This window comes from Ensifer sp. SL37, assembly GCF_026672675.1.
Classification (GTDB): Bacteria; Pseudomonadota; Alphaproteobacteria; order Rhizobiales; family Rhizobiaceae; genus Ensifer; species Ensifer adhaerens.
Window position 1 is genome coordinate 135,672 of record NZ_JAPPRN010000007.1, and the last position, 21,840, is coordinate 157,511.

Sequence of the window (21,840 nt, forward strand, 5' to 3'; positions counted from 1 at the left end):
AGGTAGAAGTCGTCTCGTAGGTGGCGCGGTTACCAAGGATCGAGGTGACCCGCCAGATACCTGTTTGAATACGTCAGAATCATCACGATTGTGCGTCCACTCCTGCACAATTTTGTCGAGAAGCGCGGAAAACATCCTCGTAAATAAGGAGGGCGAGTTGCTCCCCGTCCATCACAACGCGAAACCCAGGCCGGGTCGGCACGATAAAGGCTCCATCACCAACGTGGACGAGTTCGAACCACTCATCCTCGACGGAAAAGTGAAGCGCCCCATTGCGCATGAAGATTTCACATACGGGGACCCCAATACCGCTGTCGCCTGCAAATACGTAGCCACCGCAAAATGATTCGGCGCTCCGTCTTTCCAAATGGCAGGGGATTGCCGGCGTGGGCATAATCTCATCCCATCCCGCCATCTGCGCTAATCCATGCAGAATTTCCCTGTTGAGCAGCGAACCGCCATCACCATTACTAATGATGGCAAGGGCGTGATGATCGCAAAGCCACATCTGGACCCGAAAGCCTGCATTGGCCCCGCCATGCTCAATCCACCCGCCAGGGCCATTGAAGAAACCGAAATTCATGACACCAAGGTCATCCTGCGGCTTGGTGAATAGCCCGGCGAGTTCTCCTGAAAGAATCCCATCCCCAGAAAGTGCCTTGCGAACACCGTTACAAAATTTCACCAGGTCACCAGGGGTAGTCCACAGGCCAGCCGCCGCGCGCTCCGGATAAACCAGATGCCCGCCTTGCACCCGCTCTCCGTTCGCATCGAAGCCAGCAGCGAGGGGGTGCGGTGGCGCCGGCTGGAAGTCTGAGGCCTCCATTGACAAGGGAGCGAAGACGTATTCCTTGACCAACTCTTCGAACGAGCGGCCGCAGACATCTTCCAGCAGCAGCTCCAAAAGGGTGTACCCGCCGCCCGAGTATTTGAATTGTGTACCGGGCTTGGCGATCTGCTTGATTGCCGCATTCTTCGCCGGCGCCTCACCGCCAAGGATCTGAGTTAGCGTCGGCAGCCCGTAATCCCGCGCATAACCGTCAAATCCGTGGACATTGAAGCCTGCCGTATGACTGGCTAGCTGAAGCAGTGTGAACGGACTGGCATCTTCAGGCATCCAGCTTTTAAGCAGCGGGCGAAGGTCGGAATCGAGTGGCAGGAGACCCCGCTCCACCATCATCAGCGATAGAAAGGCGGTGATGGCTTTGCTGGCCGAAGCCGCCTGCAATATCGTTCCTTCCGTCATCTGACAGCCACTATCGGCACTGCCTAGTGCGGTCGTCGCGATGCTCGCACCATCTGAGAGCGCTAGCGAAACACCGGGCACATTATGATATGCCATGCGCTCATGAAGGCTCATTGGCTGGATACGCCCCTCTATGGGAACTGCGGGCAGAAGGCGTGTGGCGAGATCAACGAGGAGATTTTCTATCTGCATTTTTCAAGGTCACTTCGTCGACGACCCGCTGCGATCGCCGGATAGTTTGCGGTATGGGTAAGGTGTTAAGCTCGCTCCGTGGGCGACACAGGACGGCCTGGGTAGCGAATTTCGCGCCCCAGGCCGCATCACGTTAGATTTCGTATTTCATGACGAATTCACCATCCAGAGTATCGCCGGTCAGCCGAAAGCCGACCCGTTCATAAATTCTGATGGCCTGATCATTTCCGGGTTTTACACCCAGCATGATGCATGAGCAGTCCGGAATCCCTGACAGCTTATTGATGATCTGCAAAAGAGCAGCACGCCCATATCCTTTGCCCTGGAAACGGGAATCGATCATTAGACGATAGATCCAGTAGTTTCCGTCATCCTCATCGAGCGCATACATAGCAAATCCAACAGGATTACCTTGCGCGCGAATTATGAGCGGGACACAGGCAGGATTATCTTCTGCCTCCTCCAACGAGTCCTCGTTGCTAGCTACAAATGATTCTTGACCTTTGCCCACGCGCAACGACCGAATATCGGCATGATCCGCGAGCTTGATTCTATCAACAGCAATCGTCAATACCTCGGCAACGTGAGATTGCACTTCTTCTTTCATGATATAATTTTCCTGCTGGCGCGACAGGTCGCACCAATCTCTAGACACACTTGTTGAGTGGATTACCGTGCCCAAAAGAGGCGCTCTGTGGCGCAAATGTTGATGACACGATTTCTGGCTATGCTCGCCGCAGCAGGACTTAATGCTTGGAATAAAGCCTGAAACCAGCGAGCGCGAATACAGCAGAAATTTTAAGCATAGCGCACCTCCCTGACAATAGGCTTATTCAGCATTGCTATACATAAATCTCTTACGCAGCACAACCGCAAACAGAGAGCGGAATGTTGCGGAACAGGCACACTAAGACATTTGTTCGGCATGATGTGGACAATTCGGACATTTCGGCCGGATGATTAGGCTAAAGGCTGCTTTGGAGGTCGATGATCTGCACCGGCCTTCGACTAGCGGGCCTGATATGGAATAGGAATTAGATGCTAAATCGATACGGAAAACTGGCTTCTTGGGTCTATGACCTCGACAAACCGGTCGGTCGCTCATTTGGGGATCAGGAGTATTATCGACAGCGCCTCCAACACTGCGGCGACGGCCCCATTTTGGAGCCGGCGGTTGGCAATGGCCGCCTTCTCGTACCCCTTCTGGAGGCTGGTTTCGCTGTTGAGGGCTTTGATCCGTCCACAGAGATGCTGGAATATTGCCAAGATGAATGCCGGAAACGCAGCGTCATCACGACTCTGACACGGCAGACATTCGAAGCATTCACCTATGATAAGCGCTTTGCAGCCATCATCATTCCAGCAGGGTCGTTCCAGTTGGTTACGGATGTAACCTCTGCCAACGCTGTGTTAAGACGCTTCTATGAATATCTGCTTCCCAATGGCAAATTGATCATCGACCTCGATCCGATCGGGAGTTTTCTTGGTTCTTCAGGCGCTATTCGCACCTGGACAACCGACGGCGGCGACCTGCTAACGTTGACCGATCATCGAGTTGAAACCAATTATGTCGCGCAAACAACTCTTTCCCACCTTCGCTATGAACACTGGCAAGGGGGGAAGTTGTTGGCGACCGAACTTGATTTGTTCAAACTAAGGTGGTGGGGTGTCAATGAGTTCTTGCTCGCTTTACACGCCGCCGGTTTCACGGATGTGGTAGTGTCGGGTAACTACCAGCATGGACAAGCGCCGCAAAAAGACGACGAAATCATCAGCTTCGAAGCCCTTCGACCTGCGGACAGTGCAGATGCTAAATAGCTTTGAGTGGATCATTGCGCAGCTTCGCACCTATGTCACAAATTGATAAAGCGGGCGGGTGAAAGTCGCGGCCCGCGCCAATATCCTCGTCGCGGGCCGCACCTCCACGGGCAAGACCACGCTTACCAACGCGCTGCTCGCCGAGGTGGTGACCTTGCCCCAAGTTTTATCCAGCTTTGAGTTCGCTCCAGCGGTTTTGGGTTGCTGTGTTTGGGGCGGTAGCGGCGGGTTGCGGTGCAGAGCCATTTCGGCTGCGCAGCACCGCATCACGTCGCGGGTTGGTGGACTGAGCGAACTCGGCGGGTGTCAGCCGGCCGAGGCCAGAGTGCGGTCGGTGATCCGTCGATAAGTCGGAGCGCTGTTGCGGCGTCCGGTAGGGCCGAGATGCGGATGTAATCCCATTTCAGAGTTTTCACCAATGCCTCGGACATGCCGTTCGACTGGGGGCTGGCGACGGGGGTGAAGCAGGGTGTCAGATTGAGCGCCTGGGCAAACAGCCCGGTCTCTCTTGCCGTATAAGCCGAGCCATTGTCCGAGAGATGCTCGATAACATGCGGGGCGCGGGTTGCTGCGAACCGCTTCTCGACTGCCTCCAGCATGATGTCGCGCACGTCCGAGCCGGAGATGCCTGCATTGGCAACAACCGTCCATGCGATGATCTCGCGGTCGAAAGCTTCGATGATGAAGGCGAGACGGATGACCTCGCCGTTCCAGCAGGTGAACTCCAGACCGTCGGAGCACCAGCGCAGATTGGAGCGCAAGACCATGACCTTGCCGTCATGGATGCGGCCCTTGCGAGCTGCCGTATGCTTCTCCAGCAACATGGCGTGGTTGCCCATGATGCGGTGAACCCGCTTGGCGTTGACGACAGGCTTATCGGCGGCTCGCCTTTCGCGATTGAGGAGCGCGGCGATCCGCCGATAGCCGTAGGTTGGCCTCTGATCCACCAGCCTGCGAATGACGGGCAGAAGCTCTGCATGCTCAGCCTTCCGATAGGGCCCGCGTGGCTTTGATCTGCCTTTCAACCGCCCCACTAGGTTGGAACGGGAGACGCCCAGCGTGTCTGGGACGGCTTTCATTGAGCTTCTTGTCCGCCTGTCGGACAAGTAAGACAAGCCGTCATAATGCAGTAAATTCAGCCCTCCGTACACGGAGGGAGTCCATTTCTAAGGCGATCGCGTAACGTATCGATTGGGATGTTGAAATGGTGGGCCCGGCAGGACTCTAACCTGCAACCAGTCGGTTATGAGCCGACGGCTCTAACCAATGAGCTACAGGCCCCACCAGAAAAGTTTCTAAGGAAAGTTTCATCGACTATCTCGTCGAGAAACTGCAGGGCGTTTTAAGGCTCGATAACAGCCTTAAGTGGCTCGGCTGCTTGAACGTGAGCTTCTAAGGCAAGAAAGAAAACGTGAGCGTCCCGTTATCCCACCATCGATCGCGAAGCTTACCATTGAATTCGGCTGCCCGAACGCGGGATGAGTATGTGAGCGCCATGAGGGCCCAACCTTTTGTCGAACCAAGCATCCAGTGCTTACGGAACCATAAGCCAGCGTTGACCTTGTCTGGTATCGGGAGTGTCCTGAGTTACGCGTGAGCCAATTAAGTTTGCCTCATCGGCGATTGTGAGGACCAGGCCAGATGAACGTGACACTAGGTAGAGGCCGCCGTTCGCTGCAGCGAAGTTCCACCTTTGATTGTCTCCCTCATTTCCTTCATAGGTGACAATATTCACCCCTGGCTCCGTTGATGCGTGAAAGACGGTCAAGTACTTACCGGACTCAACAGACCTGACCCGAAACGACTTTGTTTTGTCGTCAGCTTCAAGGACCCACTTTTGATTGTATCCGCCGTGAATTCGCGTGTCTACCTTTACGGCAGCTTCATTTTCGTGCCGGCTGTCCCATAGATCAAGTGTTGCCAAAGTCCCATTCACGATAGCCTGCAAGCGAACGGGATGGTCAATTACTGGGAAGTCCCCCATCAGGTAAGAACCCCGTGAGTGATCAGATTGCGCTAACCGTGCATAGGCCACGTCAATGGTGATGGCCTGCATGCGGTTACCAATGTTCGCGACGGAGCGCTGGATGCGTTCGCCCAGCTCGCGTTCGGAGATTTCGAGCCCCTCCAGCATCTCGACAGTGAGCAGAACCTGGTCGATGGTGTCGGCCATCAGTTTAGATTGCTCGCGCGCAACCCAAAAATCTGCGCGGATCGGGAGGAGGTCTTGGATGGAAGCAAGAAGCTCTTCCTTTCGCCTCGACTCGGCTATTGCCTCAATGGCAACTTGGATCCCGAAAGTTGCTGCGAACGCGATACCGCTGGATAGCACCCCCCCGAGTATCTTTCCGCGTGTGAACTTTCCCCTGAACTTGACCTCAGCCCAGGTTTTGAAGCCGGGGCTCTTCGACCAACGCGAGATTATGGCGTTGCGGAATTGGCGCCCCAATAAGAGTTCCTCAATGGCGATGCCGGAGGGGATCGCTATTGCCCACTCAACCCATTCGGAGATGCCTTCGGCGGCTTCGATTTGGACTCGTGTAACTGGCGGTGGAGTGGCGCCAATTGCTCGGTAAGATCGTGCCACAGCGGCGTTCGCGTCCTTGAGTCTGCCTGTGAAGGCCGACCAATAATTCCCGGCTTCGAGGAAATACGTCGTGGTTTCATTTGCAAGTTCCTGTACGCGTCCTGCGCGTAAAGCATTGTCGGGGTAAAGCATAACCAATTCCTTCAAAACGCGGTCACGCTCAACTCTGGGCAGGGGCGCATATTATCGTCAACCACTAATGGTAGTACCGGTTAGCGCACTTTTAAGATGCCCCAGCGCCGTGTACCGAACCCGATCAATTAACGGCTTGAAGATCAGGCGAGCCTCCTGGGGCTGCCGCCTCGTCCCGGCCGGAACAGAGACATGGCCCGACCTTTGTGCGGGCGATCTTCAATCAATGAACTGCACAACCGCGAAGGCAAACGGTCCGTCGAGTTCTGCATCTTGGTCTTACAAGATCCCGATTGCGCGGGCGATCGGCTCAGCTTCCGCGACGAGCATTTCATAATGCTTCTGACGGCCGCTGCCTTCTCGCCAGTAGAAGCCCACCTCGCGCCTTTCCTCCCAGCCGGTGATTGAGAGCAGCTTCACGTCGTCATCCTTGCGAAACTCGGCATGCGCGTAGAGCTCGGGGAATAGCGAACAGCCCATGCCGATCGAGACCATCTGACGGATTGAGTCGAGGCTGGTTCCCTCATAGTCGTCATTGACCGCAGCGCCTGAAGCGGCAGCCAGGTGGCGTACGTTTTCCAATAATCGATGCCCACTGCCAAGGGCGAGGAGTTTTTCGCCTTTCAGTTCGCCGACCCTCACCGTATCGCGGCTCGCAAAATGATGATCGGCGGGTACGCCAAGAAAAAGTCTCTCGTTGCCGATCGCGCGAAACTTCAGGCCTTGCCGTTCAGGAGCAGGGCCCAGGCCGCTATCAAACGCGCCATCGAGAACCCCGGCCTCAATCGCCGAGGGCCGATCCTCGCGAATGTAAATCTTGAGGGTAGGGAACGTGCGATGGATGCCCGGCAAAAATCGAGGAAGAAAGTACGGGCCAAATGTTGGCGCCGTTGCCAAGCGAATGATACCACCCAACGCTTTGGTATCGCTCAGAGTGCCTTCCACCATATCATCGACAGTGGCGAGCGCGAGCCGGGCGCCTCGGGCGACATGGGACCCGATAGGCGTCGTGATGACGCTTGTGGAAGTGCGTTCGAACAGGGTGACACCAAGCGACCTTTCAACAAGGCCGATCTGCACGGACAATGTGGGTTGGGAGACGTGGCAACGCTTTGCCGCCCTGCCGAAATGCCGCAAGTCATCAAGTGCAACGATGTATTCCAGCTGTCGCAGAGTAGGTCGATAGGCCATCCGCTATTAATAATAACTATGGCGTCAATTTCAACAATGAATTGGAACTATCAAAACGGCTTGCCAATATCTGTGGCGTACAACAACGGAGCCACACCATGGACCAGTTTCTAAAGTCACTGCGCGGTCGCAAAGCTAACGTCCAGGCCCGCATCGATGAGGAGCAGTCCCGCCCTGCCCCCGACGCTCTTCGTCTCAATGCGCTGAAGAAACTCAAGCTGCGCTTTCGCGAACAGATCGATTTTATAGAGCGTCAAAACCGGCAAAGGGAAACGGTACTCATCCCAGTCGTTAAACGGCAATCAATCCGGCTGCTTTGAGAAGGGCTCAAGACGTGATGAAGATCAGATCAAAAATCGTGGCAGGCGCGGCCAAGGATACGGGGGCAAGCTTTGTGCGGCAGCTGGTGGTGCGTTACCGCTTGCTCAAGCGCAAGCTCGACAACGCCCTTGCGCGCGAGGATCGGGACTATTCGAGGCTCACTGCGCTGTCACAGGAGCTCGCTCGGTTCCGCCAGAAGGTCAGAGACGAGCTTTTGAGGCGCAAAGGAGCGAAACAAGCCCTCTCGGACGCTCGCGAACGAAAAGCAAGTCATTCGCGCAAGCTGCCGCTGACAACGCCGTAATTCTTAACCCCGGTCCGGGACCCCTCGGGCAAAGGGCGCTGTTTTTTTCGCGGTTTCGGACACCATAAAGAAGGTCGGCGGGAGTATTTGGGATGGACGTAGCTCTTCTTTTTGTCGACTGGCTGGGCAAGCCGATGTGGATGTGGTTGGCCTTCCTGGCGATCGTGCTTGCCCTGCTTGTCTTCGATCTTGGTGTTCTTCATCGCGACAATCATGAGATCGAGGTGCGTGAAAGTCTGGCGCTTTCCAGCCTCTACATCTCACTTGGCTTGGCGTTTGGCGCGTTCGTCTGGTGGCAGCTGGGCGCCGAGTCGGGCATGAACTACCTCACCGGTTTCGTTGTCGAGAAAACGCTGGCGCTCGACAATGTGTTTGTCATCGCGCTTATATTCTCGTTCTTTGCTGTGCCTCGGAAGTATCAGCATCGCGTACTGTTCTGGGGCATTCTCGGCGTTATCGTCCTACGCGCGATCATGATCGGCCTCGGCGCAACGCTCGTTTCCCAGTTTTCCTGGGTGCTTTACCTCTTCGCCATCTTCCTCATCCTTACGGGCATCAAGATGCTCTGGGTAGGCGAAAAGGAGCCTGAGCTTGGGAACAACCCGGTGGTAAACTTCTTGCGCCGGCGTTTCAACGTCACGGACGAGCATCATGGACAGGCGTTTTTCGTGAAGAAGCCGAACGCGCGAAACGGACGGATGACTTGGTTCATGACGCCCCTCTTTCTGGCGCTCATCATGGTCGAGATTGCGGACATCGTTTTTGCGGTCGACTCTGTGCCGGCAATCTTCACGATCACGACCGATCCGTTCATCGTCTATACGTCGAACGTTTTTGCGATCCTCGGGCTGCGAGCACTCTATTTTGCCTTGGCCGCAATGATCCACCGGTTCCACTACTTGAAGCCGGCACTTGCCATCGTACTCATCTTCATTGGCTCAAAGATCTTCGTCGCCGATGTGTTGAACCTGGAGAAGTTTCCCGCGGCAATCTCGCTCGGGGTGACATTCTCGATCATTGTTGCTGGCATCGTCTGGAGCCTCGCAAAGACCCGGGACAAGCCGACGACGGTGTCGGGCCCGTAGAAGTCGAGGAAAGTAGACGTTGGCAGCCTGCGGGCTCGGAGTTCTGGATTGGTCCCGGACGCGCGTTGAGTCACTGGTGTGCAAAATTTAGTGACGCCGTGTCGTTTGGCAGTTAAACGGGATCTTCTTCAATTTCTGGGGTTATCAGAATCTGAGCGCCACGACTGCTTCTGTGTTCTGGCTGCCCTCGATCGAAAGGCCGAGGTCACATCGTACAACCGCTCTTCCTGGCACTAACGTTACGTGCGCACCTAGCTATCATTTTCATCCAGTTTCGTAACGTTTGACACCGTAAAGATGTCATTTCGCAATCTTGATTAGCACATCGGTAAGGGTAGCGCAGTCGTGCGACTCTTATTGAGCTTGGCCGTTTCGATGAGCGAAATGGTCGCCCAGTGTTCGGCACCAGCATCGGAGCGCAGCAGCGAAAGCCGCCAGCCGATAAGGTGTCCCGTTAAGAGGCCGATTGAAATCCCGCCTTCAAAGACGTCCGAGGTCATCGCTCAGCAAAACCATCACATTGGATATGTCTCACTTCGCATTTAGAAAATCCAGCATGATCCCCGTAGCGTAGGTCGGCAGCCTGCTGCCTGGAATGGCAGCCATCGCCTCGCCAAGATAGGATCCGTGGCCGCCTGGCAGGGCAAGTAGCTGGGCATTCGGAATGGCGCGTGTCATTGCAACCACGTGCTCTAGTGGGGCGACGTCGTAATGGGCCTGCACGATCATCGTCGGCGCCGTGATGGAGCCGAGCTGGGCGTCGCTCCATCCTTCGAACGTCAGGAGGTTGTCGATGAGCTTCGGTGTGAGGTTGGCCAGATCACCAGGATTGGGGGCGACATCAAGATAGGCCGTGCGATAGGTTTCCGGCATGCTGTCCGGAGTGGCTTGACGGAAGGCAGCGAGAAGTTCGGGCCTGATCGCATCTCTTCTGAAGTAGATCGAACCGAGGACAAGACGGTCGACCAGCTCTGGATGCCTTAGAGAAAGTTCGATGGCGACGCCCGCACCATTGCTGAAACCGAGAACGTCAACCTTGCCGACATGAAGCTGGCGCAGTAGCGCGGCAGTGTCGTCGGCCATCTGGCCGAAGGACAGCGGACGATCGGCGTCCGCTGTATGGCCGTGCGCCTGCTGCTCTGGCGCAATTACAAGACGTTGCGCCGCAAAGGTGGGAAGAACCGCACCAAAGGTCGTCTGGATCGTCGAGCCACCGCCGTGTAGGATAAGGAGCGGCTTTCCAGCGCCGTGAACCTCGTAATACATCGAGAGCGGGCCGATCTTCGCATGTCCTGCTCCTGTCAAAGGGGCTGCCAAACCAGGAGCGAACCCTAGACCGGAAAGCAACGAAATCGCGATCATAAGGAAGGCCCTTCTAAGACTAGGCGGCTGCATCGCTGGCCTCCGCGATTGCTGAGGCAAGCCGGTCGAAACCTTCTTCAGTTCCTCCGACGCGACGACGCCTTGCCCCTTTGTCTCCCAAGAAGGCAGCCTGTTCGGTAAACTTCATCTGCGTTTGTGTTCCGAGCGGCGAAAACTCGACGGTGGCGAGCGACGCGGACATCCTTCGGCCTGCGAAGGTCATCTCGTAGGCGTAGATGATGCGTTGCTCGGGCACGATATCGAGAAAGTAGGCGTGATAGGCTAGCTCCTCGCCATCGGGCGTCCGCCACCGCTTGATTTCCCCGCCACCCGTGCGGAAATCGAAGGCTTCTTCAAGAACGGTCCACTCGGGGTGACATGCGTTCCAAAGTTCCTTCAATGCGCGGTCACTCCAGAACCTGAAGGCATGACGGGGCGAACCGGGCAGCTCCCGCTCGATCACAAATGTAGTGTGTTCGATGAATTCAGATGTCATTCTCGCTCTCCACTTCAGGAATTGCCAGCATCGCTGCTGCAAGCTTGTCAAATGATTTGTTCCAAGCGGCCTCTCGGCTGCGCGACCAGTCGCTAATGGCGCGTAGCGCTGCTGGTTCCAGGTAGTAGGTCCGTGTCCGGCCCTGCTTCCTGGACACCACAATACCCCCTGCCTCCAGTATCTGGAGATGCTTGACCGCCGACGGCAGCCGCATGCCGGACGGCGCCGCAAGCTGCTTGACCGTAGCGGGTCCGGCGCTCAGTCGCTCGACCATCCCAAGCCGTCCGGGATCCGCCAGCGCGTGAAAGATTCGTTCTACGGACTGGGCGATCATCAGCTCACCAAAAGTTTCCTGCTTGAGAAACTATCAGATCAGGAAAGGGCGTCAAGATAGTTTCCAATTCGGGAAACAATTAGAGGGTATGAACTTTGTACGCAGCAAGCCGTAGACGAGCGCAATACCGTCAAGTCCGGCCAATAAGCTTTCGTTGGGCCACACGATCGATCGGAAAGCCCCATATGAGCCCGATTGCTGCGAGCTTCGGGACGATCGGTGCCCAGGCGTAAAGCATCGGAAGCCAAGATTGAAGTAAAGCGACGGGTCATCCGGAAGCCGCGCGAGCGTGGCGGCGATTTCCTGTTTCAGCTCGATCTCCACCACGGCGCCGTCGGGCCGGAGAGCGGGATATTCTAGCGACATTCCTGAAGTGCCTCTCGGAGATTTCTCATGCCTGGCGCTAGCGACAGGAACTCACGTGCCGGAAATAGCTCAGGGGAGAGAAGGTCGGTTTCCTTGATTCCGGGACGCCTTTACAAAAAACTCGGTCGCCAGCGTTGCAGCGTGAACAGCGCGGCCGGCGCCTGGTAGCCTTCTGTCCTCAAATCGCTGCCGGCACAGCTGCATCGCCAAGGCACAGATGGTGTTGCGAAGTGCGCTTGTTGACTCTGCTTTCCGCCCAATGGAAAAGGATGATCGGTTCGAGAGGGGAAACACCCATGGCAGACGAGAGTAATACGGGTAATACCGAAATCGTGGAGACCGCGCCGCCGGCGGAAGTCGCGCCGCCCAAGAAGCGTCGGGGACCGCGGCCCAAGAATGTCGCTGCGGACGCGACTGCTGAATCACCGGAGGCAGCTGCTGCCCAGCCGGCGAAGGCGGGCAGGAAGCGCGCAGATAAGTCTGTAGACGGGACGCTCTCGGTGGAGACGCCGGCCGTTCGCAAGACCAGGGCAAAGAAGGTCGCCAAGAGCGCCGGCGAAACCCGTGGGGCAAAGCCGTCAACAGTGACGACGGCTCACGCTCCAGTCCTCGACGATATTGCAGACCTTCTCCAGCTCGAAGAAGAGAATTCGCGGCTGCGCAAGGCGCTGGCCAAAAAACTGCGGGCCGAGAACGCCGACCTGCGTAAGCGGTTGGGCCTTGCCTGATCAATTGATAGAGGGCCGATCGGATAGCCTGATTGGCCCTTGTCATCGCGTTCTGGCTGGAGTTCCTGCGCGGCGGCAATCAAGGTGAGATTCAGCGTCAATCAGGATGAGACTCGGCGGCGGGGGTGTGACGAAGGGAGGGCGTAGCCCGACCGGAGTTACACTCCCGCCGCGGCGCAATTTTTAGGCGTCTCATGATCGCGGTCGGCCCGCTACGGTGGCGGTTTTCTGGAATGGAGAACCACCTTTGTGCCGGGTCGCCATGTAACCGATCATCAGATGAGATTATTCATGAAGTATCGACAAACGCATTCTGTTGAGGTCGCCGCCGCGAAGGCGTCGATCAGCCGGGCGACGGCGTTCCGTGTGGAGAAAGAGCAACGGCTTCCGTCGCAAAACAAGCCGCCGCGCGGTCGGCGTCGCCCCGATCCGCTTGCGCATATCTTTGATGCGGAGGTCGTTCCGCTCCTCAAAGCCGCTCCCGGCATTCGTGCGGTCGCCGTTTATGACGAGATGCTGCGGCGTCATCCGGAACTGCCCGAAAGCATTCGCCGCACACTTGAGCGGCGCATTCGGTCATGGCGGGCCGTTCACGGTGAGGCACAGGAGGTGATCTTTCGCCAGACGCACGAACCCGGCCGGTTGGGGCTGTCGGATTTTACCGACATGGGCAGCCTCAGCGTGACGATCGCCGGCCAGCCGCTCGACCATCTGCTTTATCACTTCCGGCTGGTTTGGTCGGGCTTCGAACACGCCCATGTCATCCTTGGCGGCGAAAGCTTCGTCGCCTTGGCGGAGGGCCTGCAGAACGCCCTGTGGTCGGTCGGCGGTTCGCCGCTCTATCACCGCAGCGACAGCCTGTCGGCCGCCTTCCGCAACCTCGATGCCGATGCCCAGGTCGATCTCACCAACCGCTATGAGGACCTGTGCGCTCATTACCGGATGACGCCAACCCGTAACAACAAGGGCATCGCCCACGAGAACGGTTCGATCGAAAGTTCCCACGGCCATCTCAAGAACGCCGTCCGCGATGCACTCCTGATGCGCGGCACCCGAGACTTCAACGATCTCCGCTCCTACCGCGCCTTCATCGACGAGATCGTCAGCCGCCGCAATGCCGCGCATGGCAAGCGCATCGATGCCGAGCGCCCGCATCTGCAGGCACTTCCCGCTCGCCGCACCACCGACTTCGAGGAGGTGGTCGTCACCGTGTCGCGCACCGGCGGCTTCGCCTTGCGCAAGGTCTTCTACACCGTCCCCTCCCGTTTGATCGGCCACCGGCTGCGTGTGCGTTTGTTCGACGATCGCCTCGACGTCTTCATCGGCGGCACGCATCTGCTGACGTTGCCGCGAGGTCGCGCCCATGCGAGCGGCAAGCACGATCAGGTCGTCAACTATCACCACGTCATTCATTCCCTGCGCAAAAAGCCGATGGCGCTTCTCAACCTGGTCTATCGCGACAAGCTCTTCCCTCGGCCGGAATACCGAAGGGCTTTCGACACTCTCATCGAGCAACTGCCTGACCGGCAGGCTTGCAAGGTCACCGTCGAACTGCTGGCCCTGGCTCATGATCGTGGTTGCGAGCGTGAACTGGCCGAGGAGCTTGCCAGAACGCTCGACGCCCGCAAACTGCCCGACCTGATGGCCTTGAGAGCCATCTTCGGCCCGGACCCGGACCAGTTGCCGACCGTTCATGTGCAGCTCGCATCGCTCAATAGCTATGAAGCCCTGATGGGGCCTGCTTATGCGGGAGAGGCCGCATGAAAAATGTCCACAACACCATCGACGAAGCCCGCCTCGGCATCATGCTCAATGACCTGAGGCTGCCGACGATCAAAACGCTGTGGCCGCAATTTGCCGAACAGGCCGATCGTGAAGGGTGGCCTGCGGCGCGTTTCCTTTCGGCCATCGCCGAGCATGAACTGGCTGAACGGGCGCATCGCAGGATCGAACGTCACCTCGCCGAGGCGCATCTGCCGCCCGGAAAGACGCTCGAGAGCTTCGCCTTCGACGCCGTGCCCATGGTCTCCAAGGCCCAGGTTATGGCCATTGCCGCCGGCGATAGCTGGCTCGCCAAGGGTGCCAATATCCTGTTGTTCGGCCCGCCCGGCGGCGGAAAGAGCCATCTCGCCGCCGCCATCGGCCTCGCGCTGATCGAGAACGGTTGGCGAGTGCTGTTCACGCGCACGACCGACCTCGTTCAGAAGCTGCAGGTCGCACGGCGTGAGCTCCAGCTCGAATCCGCCATCGCCAAGCTCGATAAGTTCGATCTGCTCATCCTCGACGATCTGGCCTACGTCACCAAGGACCAGGCCGAAACCAGCGTGCTCTTCGAACTCATCTCCGCAAGATATGAGCGGCGTTCCATCATGATCACCGCCAATCAGCCCTTCGGGGAATGGAACCGCGTCTTTCCGGACCCGGCCATGACGCTTGCGGCGGTGGACCGACTTGTTCATCACGCAACGATCTTCGAAATGAACGTCGAAAGCTATCGGCGACGTTCCGCCATGGAAGCCAAACGCCAGCGCGGCAGACCTGCCGCCTTCGCGACAATTAAAAGTGCTTCCCAGATTGTCGCGGAGCGGCAATCAGAACACGACGAGACTCTTGCCAGCGACAATCAGCATGATACTTTCATCCCGACCGCGACATAAGAGTCTCATCCAGATTGTCGCCGCCGTCTCATCCTGATCGCCGCGCTATAAGTTCCTTTGAGGGCTGCTGCCGAGGATGCCGGTGCCATTTGATCGGGTTGGCGGCACACTATGAAAGCACCATGGAAATATCTGGTCCAGCTGGCGTCCCTGGGACGAACGGTCAAGGCGCCGGAGAACACTTCTGAAATCGAAGCCGAGGACCCGGCAGACAAAGTTGCCGACCCGATCGTGGAAGCCTCGAACGAGGAGCCAAGCAGTCTGGACGCTGCGAACATCGACACCGAAGTTGCTGCGGTTGACCAAAATGACGGGACGCTTGCTACAATCGTCGACCGGTCACCTGCCGACGCTCAGGTGATGCTTTCGGAACTCGACGGGCCACCACAGCCACCGCCGACGAAAAGGCGGAGGCGCAGCCAGAAAACGAGCGCCGGCGATGTTGCAGTGGCCGAAGTCGTCGAGTATGGAGATCGCCGTTCCGGTGCCCCACAGCCGCCGACGACCTTTGTCGATGAGATGAAGGCACTGGACGAGGACATCAGGCAACTAAGACGCCGGCTTGCAGAAAAGTTGCGGTTGCAGAATACGCAGCTCAAACAAATGCTCGGTCGGTATGATACGCCGTAAACTGATATCGCACCCTTTAACGTTGGAGCCGCATGAAACCGCAGCAGCGCAAGTTTATCGTCGAAGTCAAATCGGCTCGCCGGCGGTCGACTACCAGCCAGTCTTCAATTTGGGGCGATACGGACCTCAAAGCCCTCGTGCGCGCGGCGGAGACAGAAGCACCGCATCTGTTCGAACCGGCTCAGCGCATTGACCTGCCTTCTCCAGAGACCACTGCAGAAGTTTTGCCAAACGAGGACGCCGCAATCGAGGCTGCTGCGCCAATCGCAGATCCGGCGAACCCGACAGAAGGCGGCGCTGGTAGCGAGGATACTTCCGGTCCTTCTCTAATCCCGCCCTTGGAAGTGGATCGCCCGAAGGCTAACTCACAAAAAATGACGCCGAAGCGCCAAGGCTCGCGTCGGGGTCGTCCTAGTGGCATCCGGACGGTTATCGTTGCTCCCGAAGCAATTGACGACCTTGCCGCGCTTCAGGAAGAAAACCGCCGCCTGAAAGCAATGCTCGCTGAACGCCTTCGGCAGGAAAACATCCTGCTTCAAAAAATGCTTGAACGGTTCGAAACGAACTGAATTGTGGCTTGCTGACCTTCGCTTCGAAGGCCAGCGAGTCCTTCATTGGACCACAGCTCGCGACTTTCGTCGTTGTCACTGTCGTACAGTTGGCAACTCAGGCTGACCTGACGTTTTCGGCTCGCGATTTTCCTGTCTTACGGTCCTGGCCAATGTCGTAGCTGACCTTTTGGCCGTCTCGAAGCGGACTGCCACCTTCAACCGCGGACACATGGACAAACACGTCCGTTCCACCGTTCTCAGGTGAGATGAAGCCGTAACCCTTGTCTTGATTGAAAAACTTAACAGTACCGATTGCCATCATCATCCTCATTCACTGTAGTGGCTCTGCAGCCGTGCGAAGCCTATTCACCCACTTGGCTCACTGCAATCACGCAAACGGGTGAACTTCGATCCGCTCTCGGTTATGGATAATGAGAAACCCCTAAAATTAAAGGGAACAAAAGTAGCCGGGGGTCAGAACGAAGGCGCAACCATGCCGGTAGTTCCGATCGTGGATACCACAACAAAAAGTCGAGTAAATTTGAAAGGAATATCGCCGCCATTCCAGCCGATTCTAGAGGTCGGGCCCAATTGTACCCGCGCTCGCGGTCTTAGCTGATGCCGTGATGGCTATATCCAAGAGCAGGAAGCAACCAGGATGCTTAGCGGCCTTCACCCCTGCTCGTAGCCACAGTGTCCGCCGACGGTTCCGCCGGCGTCATGCGCTTCAGGAGCCCGATCAGATCACGCATGGTATCATGCGGTAAGCGTTCAATGAGCCTGGTTAGCGTCCGGCGATCCTCTGCCTCTTCCGGTGTCTTGCCCCACAGGTGGGGAGCGGTTTCGAAAATCATGTCCATCGGCATGAAGCCCATCAATTCACAGAGAGTGGAATAACCCGATCGGCGACACGGCAAACGTGGTGGCCGCGATTGGTGCACTTGCGCGGCTTATCCGATCCGGACAACAGATTCGGAGATGAACTCGAAGCGGGGGATCGCGAGGTTCTCCGGTGCGGGCCCCTTGCGGACGCGACCGGCAGTATCATAGTGCGATCCGTGGCACGGGCAGAACCAGCCTCCGAAGTCACCCGCCTGCCCTAAAGGCACGCAGCCGAGATGCGTGCAAACCCCGATCATCACGATCCACTCCTCCTTCCCCTCCCCGGCAGAGCGGGCAACGGCGGTCGCGTGCTGATCATCGGCAAGGTTGGCATTCCGAGCCAAGGGGTCCTTGAGATCGTCAAGCGCGGTCGCCCTTGCCACCTCGACCTCCTTCTGGGTGCGGTTGCGAATGAAAACCGGGCGACCGCGCCATTTGACGGTCAGTGACATACCCTCGACGAGCGAGGATACGTCCACCTCGATAGAGGCCATCGCGCGCGTCGACGCGTCAGGACGCATCTGATCGATGAACGGCCAGGAGGCGGCCCCAACACCCACTACCCCTGCCATGGCTGTCACCAGATAGAGAAAATCGCGTCGGGTGGGTTCTCGCGTCTCATCCATAACCATCATGATGCGGCCCTGCCAAGCCCTGCTCGCCCTGGGGGATAGGGGAGACAAGCAGTTCTCCCGGCAACCTCCGAGGTGCCCAGATGAATGGCTCACAATTTTACATCGTCATCGTGAATATTGGAACGTCGGAACTCGTGACCCACCCAGTCATTCATTCCGACCAGCCACTCAGCCTCTGGAATCCGCCTGCAAACATATTCCCACGGCGAGACCATCAGCCAGGAGAAGATGCGACTCAACCGCACCGCAGCCTACCGCTCCTCCAGGGCTAGAAGTGGCCGCCGGAACAACAATGAAGAGCGAAAGCTGGCACCGCGCCGTCTGAAGAAGGCATTCTTTCAATGTGAACTGAATTCCCAGTCCGTATATCTTTGACGGGCCGCCTCATATGAGAACCGCCCGTCGGAAAGCTGGCGAGGCTTTTAAGCAGGCGCCAGATAGCTCCGTCAGATATCGTACCGCGAATCGAGCTCTTGCAAGGCAGACCGAACCTCATCGATTGAAACCGGCTCCGGCGTTCCTGGCATATGACGGAGAGCCGGCCTCGAATCTATCGCGTAAAAGTCCGAAGCCCATGCGGCGAGGATGGTCCGTTTATCATCGACAGAAAGTGCAGGAGCATTCACCACATCCATTGGACGTCGAAACGGCGACCAGTGAGATGCCAGAACTTCTGGTCCGATGTTCACGGCAGTTGCGGCAATCTGCTTAAACATATCGTCCATCTCGGTTCACCTCAGCTTACGTGCGGATCCCGACTCCACCTCCCATTAGTCGGCATGACGAGGTCGGTTTCCGGCGCCAGCAGATCGTGCTTTTCTGCGAAGGCAGCAAAGAGGCCGCGTGCGGTCTCAGCTTCGATCTCGCCGCACAAGGCAGCGTGGCATGCCTTAAGCGCAACCGAATGCGGACCATCCCTGAGCGATATCGGCCACTCGACCAGATAGTGGTAAGCGTCCATCACGCTTCTCACTTCCGTCGGAAATCCAAGGCCGACGAGAATACGCACAGGGTTCTCGAACATATCCGGTTTCATAACTCGCTCCTTTCCAGCCCGGTGTGCCCATGGGCGCCATCGAAACGGCGCCCATATCCGATGTTGTCGTTTAGGCGGCGCTCTGGACTTCGATCTGCGGCGCGGCGTCCGGCCGTCCAAGGGCGGAACCGCTTTCAATGCTGACCTTGCGCGGTTTCAATGCCTCAGGAATTTCCCGGACGAGATCGATGGTCAGCAGACCATTGCTCAATCCCGCTCCACGCACCGTGACATGGTCGGCGAGCTCGAAACGATGCTCGAACGGGCGGCCGGCGATGCCTCGGTGCAGATAGGCTTCGGACGGAGGATCCTGCTTCTTGCCAATAACGGTGAGAAGGTTGGTCTGGAACGTCAGGTCCAGGTCGCCTTCGGCGAAGCCGGCAACCGCAATCGAGATGCGGTAGCTGTCGTCACCCGTCTTGACAATGTCATAGGGAGGCCAATCGCTGGTCGAACGGTCGCGCTGGGCGTTTTCCAGCAGATTGAAGAGCCGATCGAAGCCGACCGTGGATCGGAAGAGAGGCGTGTAGTCGTAAGATGTTGCCATAGCCATATCCTCCTGAAAGCAACATGGGTATGGAGCGCCGAAAGACGGCGCTTCCAGCATTGCCAGCCCTGTTGTCAGCGGCTGGCGGCAAATGATCTGGTATTTGTGAAATGCGGCTTCAAGTGCCGCCTTGGAGAATTTTCGCAAATCTCAGTGCAGCTTGAACGCCGGATCAGGCACTGATGCGTATAGCGAACGGAATGCAGCGGGCCGTCGAGATTGACTTGCCAGATTTCTAGTAGGCAGTCAGTGTTAGCGGCAGAAGGCTCAGATCGGCAAAATCTTATTTCCGGCCCACATCCGATGCTTCGAAAGCTTGCCAATCTCGTATGATGGCCGTGTTGCGGTCGAAGTGTCGAACCTTCGGTGGTCCTCATTGCGCATTCCGGTGGAGTCGAAGCCGGCCACCATTCCCATAGCACCGGCTATCGCCACTATCGCTCCGACCCGGCGATCCGTGGCGACTGCTCGTTGTTGGCCGCCTGCACATCAAATGCCGCTGCGACCCGCGCGGTCACCCGTTATGTCTGGGCCGATGCCCGCGAGCGCACCGATGCCAACCGCCTGACGTCCTGGGGCAAGGCGATCTACAACGCCGCAAGGAGACTGTCGAGCGCTCGTTTGCCGACGCCAAGCAGCGTCACGATCATCGCTATGGTCCTGACCAGGGCCGCTAACCCAAGGCCCGCCGCCGTGACAACACGTACAAGCCGCCGCAATCCACTCGACAGCGCAAACCCCAAAACAAAAACCCGCCGAAAATTTCGACGGGCTAGTCAACAGTTTAAGCCCGCCGCTGAGGGGGCGGGCCATACTCCAGTTCTCCATCATGCATGAGCATGCGGGTTCTGCCGATTGTCCCAAAGCGCCCAGGCCGACACGGCGGCGACGAGCGCTCCAAGGACCACGTGGGTCCACATCGCGTTCACGTTCGCCGCGAATTGAAGCAGCCAGGGCGAGACGATCAGCCAGACCCCGAGCACCAGGCTCGACCACTCTTCCCACTCAGCAAACGCCGACAGCGCGGCAACCGCCAGAGCGGCGAGTAAGATTCCTACAATCCATGCGTTCCACGCCGGTATGGTTTCGCTGGCGAAGCCGAGCACCCAAGGTGAAACGAACAGGGCGACTGCGAGAACCAGATTGAGCCAATCCTGTGCCTTCTTGCTTTCCATCAGTCCATTTTCCATGACAACCTCCACGAATGAAGCTTGATCGGCGGTGTTTTCGCGTGCTGTGCACGCTGCGCGAAACGATGTAATTTTGCGAAATACGATCTTCAAGAGCCCGATTATCTCGTTGGGCTGCATGAACCACGACTAGGGCGGGCGATGATCGTGTCCCACCGAGTGGTGTAGTTCGGCGGTAGCACAGCCGCTCGCGAGCGCGCCCCCAAATCGCGCTGTAGCGAATGAGGGGCTGTGCGGGCGGCCATCAGTGTTTTCCGCTAGGGTCGGGTTGTTCAAGACGCAACCTGACGGAAAGATCACTGATGACCACTGACATGATGAACGTGCGCTCGCTCGTTGAGAAGAGCGCTGATGCCGATTTGTTGCGCGAGATGATCGGCTCTGCCGCTGAACGGCTGATGGAGCTGGAGGTCGGCTCAGTTACGGGTGCAGGGTTCGGGGAGAAGAACCCGATACGGCTTGCACAGCGCAACGGCTACCGTGACCGCAATTGGGAGACGCGAGCTGGCACGGCCGAGCTTCGCATTCCGAAGCTGCGCAAGGGCAGCTACTTTCCGACCTTCCTCGAACCGCGCCGCATGGCAGAGAAAGCTCTGACGGCCGCTATCCAGGAGGCGTATCGAGCTCTTGTCACCCGGAAGGCCGGATTCGTTCCAGTGTTGGACACGCTGAAGCGTGGATGCATAATGCGCGCTCTACCTCTTGAACCGCCAAGCCGCGAAAATAAATCTTCGAAGGGCGCCATCCAAAAGCGCTTTCCTTGTTGAAAACCAACGATTTCAGTGAGGTAGAAATGCACACGAAGATGTTTGACCGACCAGTTTACCTGCGCGGTAGAGCTGGACACGATTGGGCCGACCACGTGTGAACTGGATGCGGCGCGCGCGCTTCTTGGCCGCGCGGCGATGATCGCGCCACGCCAGACCGGCGTTGCCGACCACCGCATCAGCCTGCTTCAGCAGGCGCACCATTACCCGCACAGCATCCCACAGCAGGCCACTGTCGCTCGGTTCGTGCATGAGCGCTGAGGTCACGGTGCTGTCCAGCCGCACGACGGTGCCATCTTCGCGCTTCGCCTGCCGAGCGTTCGACAGCAGCGCCCTGAAGCGGTGCTACGCTGTGCGCTGCTCAAGCAATACCGGCAGCTAAGCTATCAGGAAGCCGGCAGCCCTTGCCGTCCGGTGGCCCTGATGCCGTCGCGACACAGGTCTCGCGCCACTAGGTCGAGCAGATCGCGCTGCTCGACCAGCCAGTCCGACATCGCTTTCAGTTCACGGCCAATCTCGTGTTCGGCGAAGAGATCGAATAAGCTGGCCTGGACGGTGCGTTCTTGGCGCATTGTCGGCTCCGGCGGTTGCGGGTTTCCCTTTAGAATCAGTCGCTTGAACCTAAAGTTTACCTGAAGCCGCCGGGCTTTGCCCGCGGAAAAATCGAGATAACCCAACAATATCAGCGGCTTGCCGTTTATGGACGGGCACTAGCTAGCGCGGTAAGCAGCGTTTGTTGCGTGGTTTTCAAGGTAGGGTGGCGCGGGCGGCAGTGAGCCTGCC

Annotated in this window: 22 protein-coding genes, 1 tRNA gene and 5 pseudogenes; 11 read left to right on the top strand and 17 right to left on the bottom strand. The window is 57.7% G+C overall.

Annotated features, from left to right (window positions below; genetic code table 11):
• Positions 1 to 82: 82 nt before the first annotated feature.
• Both OVA00_RS32610 and OVA00_RS32615 read right to left on the bottom strand, forming a co-directional pair.
• Positions 83 to 1,438, bottom strand: a complete 1,356-nt coding sequence (locus OVA00_RS32610; RefSeq protein WP_268090461.1) for a serine hydrolase domain-containing protein — start codon at positions 1,436 to 1,438, stop codon at positions 83 to 85.
• A gap of 133 nt (positions 1,439 to 1,571) precedes the next feature.
• On the bottom strand, positions 1,572 to 2,045 hold the full coding sequence (locus OVA00_RS32615) for a GNAT family N-acetyltransferase (RefSeq protein WP_268090462.1): 474 nt from the start codon (positions 2,043 to 2,045) through the stop codon (positions 1,572 to 1,574).
• Between the two features lie 431 nt (positions 2,046 to 2,476).
• On the opposite strand from OVA00_RS32615, the gene OVA00_RS32620 reads away from it, so the two are divergent.
• A complete protein-coding gene (locus OVA00_RS32620) occupies positions 2,477 to 3,256 on the top strand; it encodes a class I SAM-dependent methyltransferase (RefSeq protein ID WP_268090463.1) in 780 nt (259 codons plus the stop codon).
• 166 nt (positions 3,257 to 3,422) lie between these two features.
• Here the strand turns inward: OVA00_RS32620 and OVA00_RS32630 are convergent.
• The 4 genes and pseudogenes from OVA00_RS32630 to OVA00_RS32645 all read right to left on the bottom strand — a co-directional run.
• Positions 3,423 to 4,326 (bottom strand): annotated as a pseudogene (locus OVA00_RS32630) (IS3 family transposase); the annotation flags it as partial.
• A gap of 135 nt (positions 4,327 to 4,461) precedes the next feature.
• Positions 4,462 to 4,537: transfer RNA gene (locus tag OVA00_RS32635), tRNA-Ile, on the bottom strand.
• 253 nt (positions 4,538 to 4,790) lie between these two features.
• Entirely contained in the window at positions 4,791 to 5,975 is a 1,185-nt protein-coding gene (locus OVA00_RS32640; RefSeq protein ID WP_268090464.1) for an RICIN domain-containing protein, read from the bottom strand.
• 279 nt (positions 5,976 to 6,254) lie between these two features.
• A complete protein-coding gene (locus OVA00_RS32645; RefSeq protein ID WP_268090465.1) occupies positions 6,255 to 7,166 on the bottom strand; it encodes a LysR substrate-binding domain-containing protein in 912 nt (303 codons plus the stop codon).
• Between the two features lie 98 nt (positions 7,167 to 7,264).
• On the opposite strand from OVA00_RS32645, the gene OVA00_RS32650 reads away from it, so the two are divergent.
• From OVA00_RS32650 to OVA00_RS32660, 3 genes are all read left to right on the top strand, one after another.
• The gene (locus OVA00_RS32650; protein WP_112772992.1) at positions 7,265 to 7,486 is read left to right on the top strand and encodes a YdcH family protein; all 222 of its coding nucleotides are present in this window, start codon (positions 7,265 to 7,267) and stop codon (positions 7,484 to 7,486) included.
• Positions 7,487 to 7,503: 17 nt separating this feature from the next.
• On the top strand, positions 7,504 to 7,791 hold the full coding sequence (locus tag OVA00_RS32655) for a hypothetical protein (RefSeq protein ID WP_112772993.1): 288 nt from the start codon (positions 7,504 to 7,506) through the stop codon (positions 7,789 to 7,791).
• 92 nt (positions 7,792 to 7,883) lie between these two features.
• The gene (locus tag OVA00_RS32660) at positions 7,884 to 8,876 is read left to right on the top strand and encodes a TerC family protein (protein ID WP_268090466.1); all 993 of its coding nucleotides are present in this window, start codon (positions 7,884 to 7,886) and stop codon (positions 8,874 to 8,876) included.
• Positions 8,877 to 9,407: 531 nt separating this feature from the next.
• Here OVA00_RS32660 and OVA00_RS32665 read toward each other — a convergent pair.
• From OVA00_RS32665 to OVA00_RS32675, 3 genes are read right to left on the bottom strand one after another with little or no spacing between them, the layout of a single operon-like run.
• A complete protein-coding gene (locus OVA00_RS32665; RefSeq protein ID WP_268090467.1) occupies positions 9,408 to 10,238 on the bottom strand; it encodes an alpha/beta fold hydrolase in 831 nt (276 codons plus the stop codon).
• A gap of 19 nt (positions 10,239 to 10,257) precedes the next feature.
• Complete coding sequence (locus OVA00_RS32670; RefSeq protein WP_268090468.1) at positions 10,258 to 10,734, bottom strand: SRPBCC family protein; 477 nt, start codon at positions 10,732 to 10,734, stop codon at positions 10,258 to 10,260.
• The gene (locus tag OVA00_RS32675; protein WP_112772998.1) at positions 10,724 to 11,068 is read right to left on the bottom strand and encodes an ArsR/SmtB family transcription factor; all 345 of its coding nucleotides are present in this window, start codon (positions 11,066 to 11,068) and stop codon (positions 10,724 to 10,726) included. The genes OVA00_RS32670 and OVA00_RS32675 overlap by 11 nt, the downstream gene beginning before the upstream one ends.
• A 662-nt stretch (positions 11,069 to 11,730) precedes the next feature.
• Here OVA00_RS32675 and OVA00_RS32680 point away from each other — a divergent pair.
• From OVA00_RS32680 to OVA00_RS32700, 5 genes are all read left to right on the top strand, one after another.
• Positions 11,731 to 12,162, top strand: coding sequence for a SyrB-like regulator (locus tag OVA00_RS32680; RefSeq protein WP_112773000.1), 432 nt, complete (start codon positions 11,731 to 11,733; stop codon positions 12,160 to 12,162).
• A gap of 249 nt (positions 12,163 to 12,411) precedes the next feature.
• Positions 12,412 to 13,926 carry an IS21 family transposase gene (istA, locus tag OVA00_RS32685; protein ID WP_442780449.1) on the top strand — a complete coding sequence of 505 codons (1,515 nt, stop codon included), beginning with the start codon at positions 12,412 to 12,414 and terminating at the stop codon, positions 13,924 to 13,926.
• Positions 13,923 to 14,819, top strand: coding sequence for an IS21-like element helper ATPase IstB (gene istB, locus OVA00_RS32690; RefSeq protein WP_064816995.1), 897 nt, complete (start codon positions 13,923 to 13,925; stop codon positions 14,817 to 14,819). The genes istA and istB overlap by 4 nt, the downstream gene beginning before the upstream one ends.
• 111 nt (positions 14,820 to 14,930) lie before the next feature.
• Positions 14,931 to 15,449: a hypothetical protein gene (locus OVA00_RS32695; protein ID WP_268090469.1), complete on the top strand. Its 519-nt coding sequence runs from the start codon at positions 14,931 to 14,933 to the stop codon at positions 15,447 to 15,449.
• Between the two features lie 32 nt (positions 15,450 to 15,481).
• Complete coding sequence (locus tag OVA00_RS32700; protein ID WP_146749599.1) at positions 15,482 to 16,018, top strand: hypothetical protein; 537 nt, start codon at positions 15,482 to 15,484, stop codon at positions 16,016 to 16,018.
• Between the two features lie 97 nt (positions 16,019 to 16,115).
• Here the strand turns inward: OVA00_RS32700 and OVA00_RS32705 are convergent, their stop codons facing one another.
• The 6 genes and pseudogenes from OVA00_RS32705 to OVA00_RS32730 all read right to left on the bottom strand — a co-directional run bounded on the left by OVA00_RS32705 (position 16,116) and on the right by OVA00_RS32730 (position 19,100).
• Positions 16,116 to 16,319, bottom strand: coding sequence for a cold-shock protein (locus OVA00_RS32705; RefSeq protein WP_065377544.1), 204 nt, complete (start codon positions 16,317 to 16,319; stop codon positions 16,116 to 16,118).
• A gap of 343 nt (positions 16,320 to 16,662) precedes the next feature.
• Positions 16,663 to 16,887, bottom strand: a pseudogene (locus tag OVA00_RS32710) (transcriptional regulator); the annotation flags it as partial.
• A 63-nt stretch (positions 16,888 to 16,950) separates the two neighbouring features.
• Positions 16,951 to 17,514: a ubiquinol-cytochrome c reductase iron-sulfur subunit gene (gene petA / locus OVA00_RS32715; protein ID WP_268091132.1), complete on the bottom strand. Its 564-nt coding sequence runs from the start codon at positions 17,512 to 17,514 to the stop codon at positions 16,951 to 16,953.
• A 449-nt stretch (positions 17,515 to 17,963) separates the two neighbouring features.
• Positions 17,964 to 18,242 carry a hypothetical protein gene (locus tag OVA00_RS32720; protein WP_112773003.1) on the bottom strand — a complete coding sequence of 93 codons (279 nt, stop codon included), beginning with the start codon at positions 18,240 to 18,242 and terminating at the stop codon, positions 17,964 to 17,966.
• An 11-nt stretch (positions 18,243 to 18,253) separates the two neighbouring features.
• Positions 18,254 to 18,553 (bottom strand): DUF982 domain-containing protein, encoded by a 300-nt coding sequence (locus OVA00_RS32725; protein ID WP_112773004.1) that lies wholly within the window; start codon positions 18,551 to 18,553, stop codon positions 18,254 to 18,256.
• 70 nt (positions 18,554 to 18,623) lie between these two features.
• Positions 18,624 to 19,100, bottom strand: a complete 477-nt coding sequence (locus OVA00_RS32730; RefSeq protein ID WP_112773005.1) for an Hsp20 family protein — start codon at positions 19,098 to 19,100, stop codon at positions 18,624 to 18,626.
• Between the two features lie 423 nt (positions 19,101 to 19,523).
• On the opposite strand from OVA00_RS32730, the pseudogene OVA00_RS32740 reads away from it, so the two are divergent.
• Positions 19,524 to 19,756, top strand: a pseudogene (locus OVA00_RS32740) (transposase); the annotation flags it as partial.
• Between the two features lie 171 nt (positions 19,757 to 19,927).
• Here the strand turns inward: OVA00_RS32740 and OVA00_RS32745 are convergent.
• Positions 19,928 to 20,290, bottom strand: a complete 363-nt coding sequence (locus tag OVA00_RS32745) for an SPW repeat protein (RefSeq protein WP_065376416.1) — start codon at positions 20,288 to 20,290, stop codon at positions 19,928 to 19,930.
• Between the two features lie 302 nt (positions 20,291 to 20,592).
• On the opposite strand from OVA00_RS32745, the pseudogene OVA00_RS32750 reads away from it, so the two are divergent.
• Positions 20,593 to 20,910: pseudogene (locus OVA00_RS32750) on the top strand (transposase); the annotation flags it as partial.
• A 210-nt stretch (positions 20,911 to 21,120) separates the two neighbouring features.
• On the opposite strand, the pseudogene OVA00_RS32755 reads toward OVA00_RS32750, so the two are convergent.
• Positions 21,121 to 21,629, bottom strand: a pseudogene (locus tag OVA00_RS32755) (ISNCY family transposase); the annotation flags it as partial.
• Between the last annotated feature and the right edge of the window lie 211 nt (positions 21,630 to 21,840).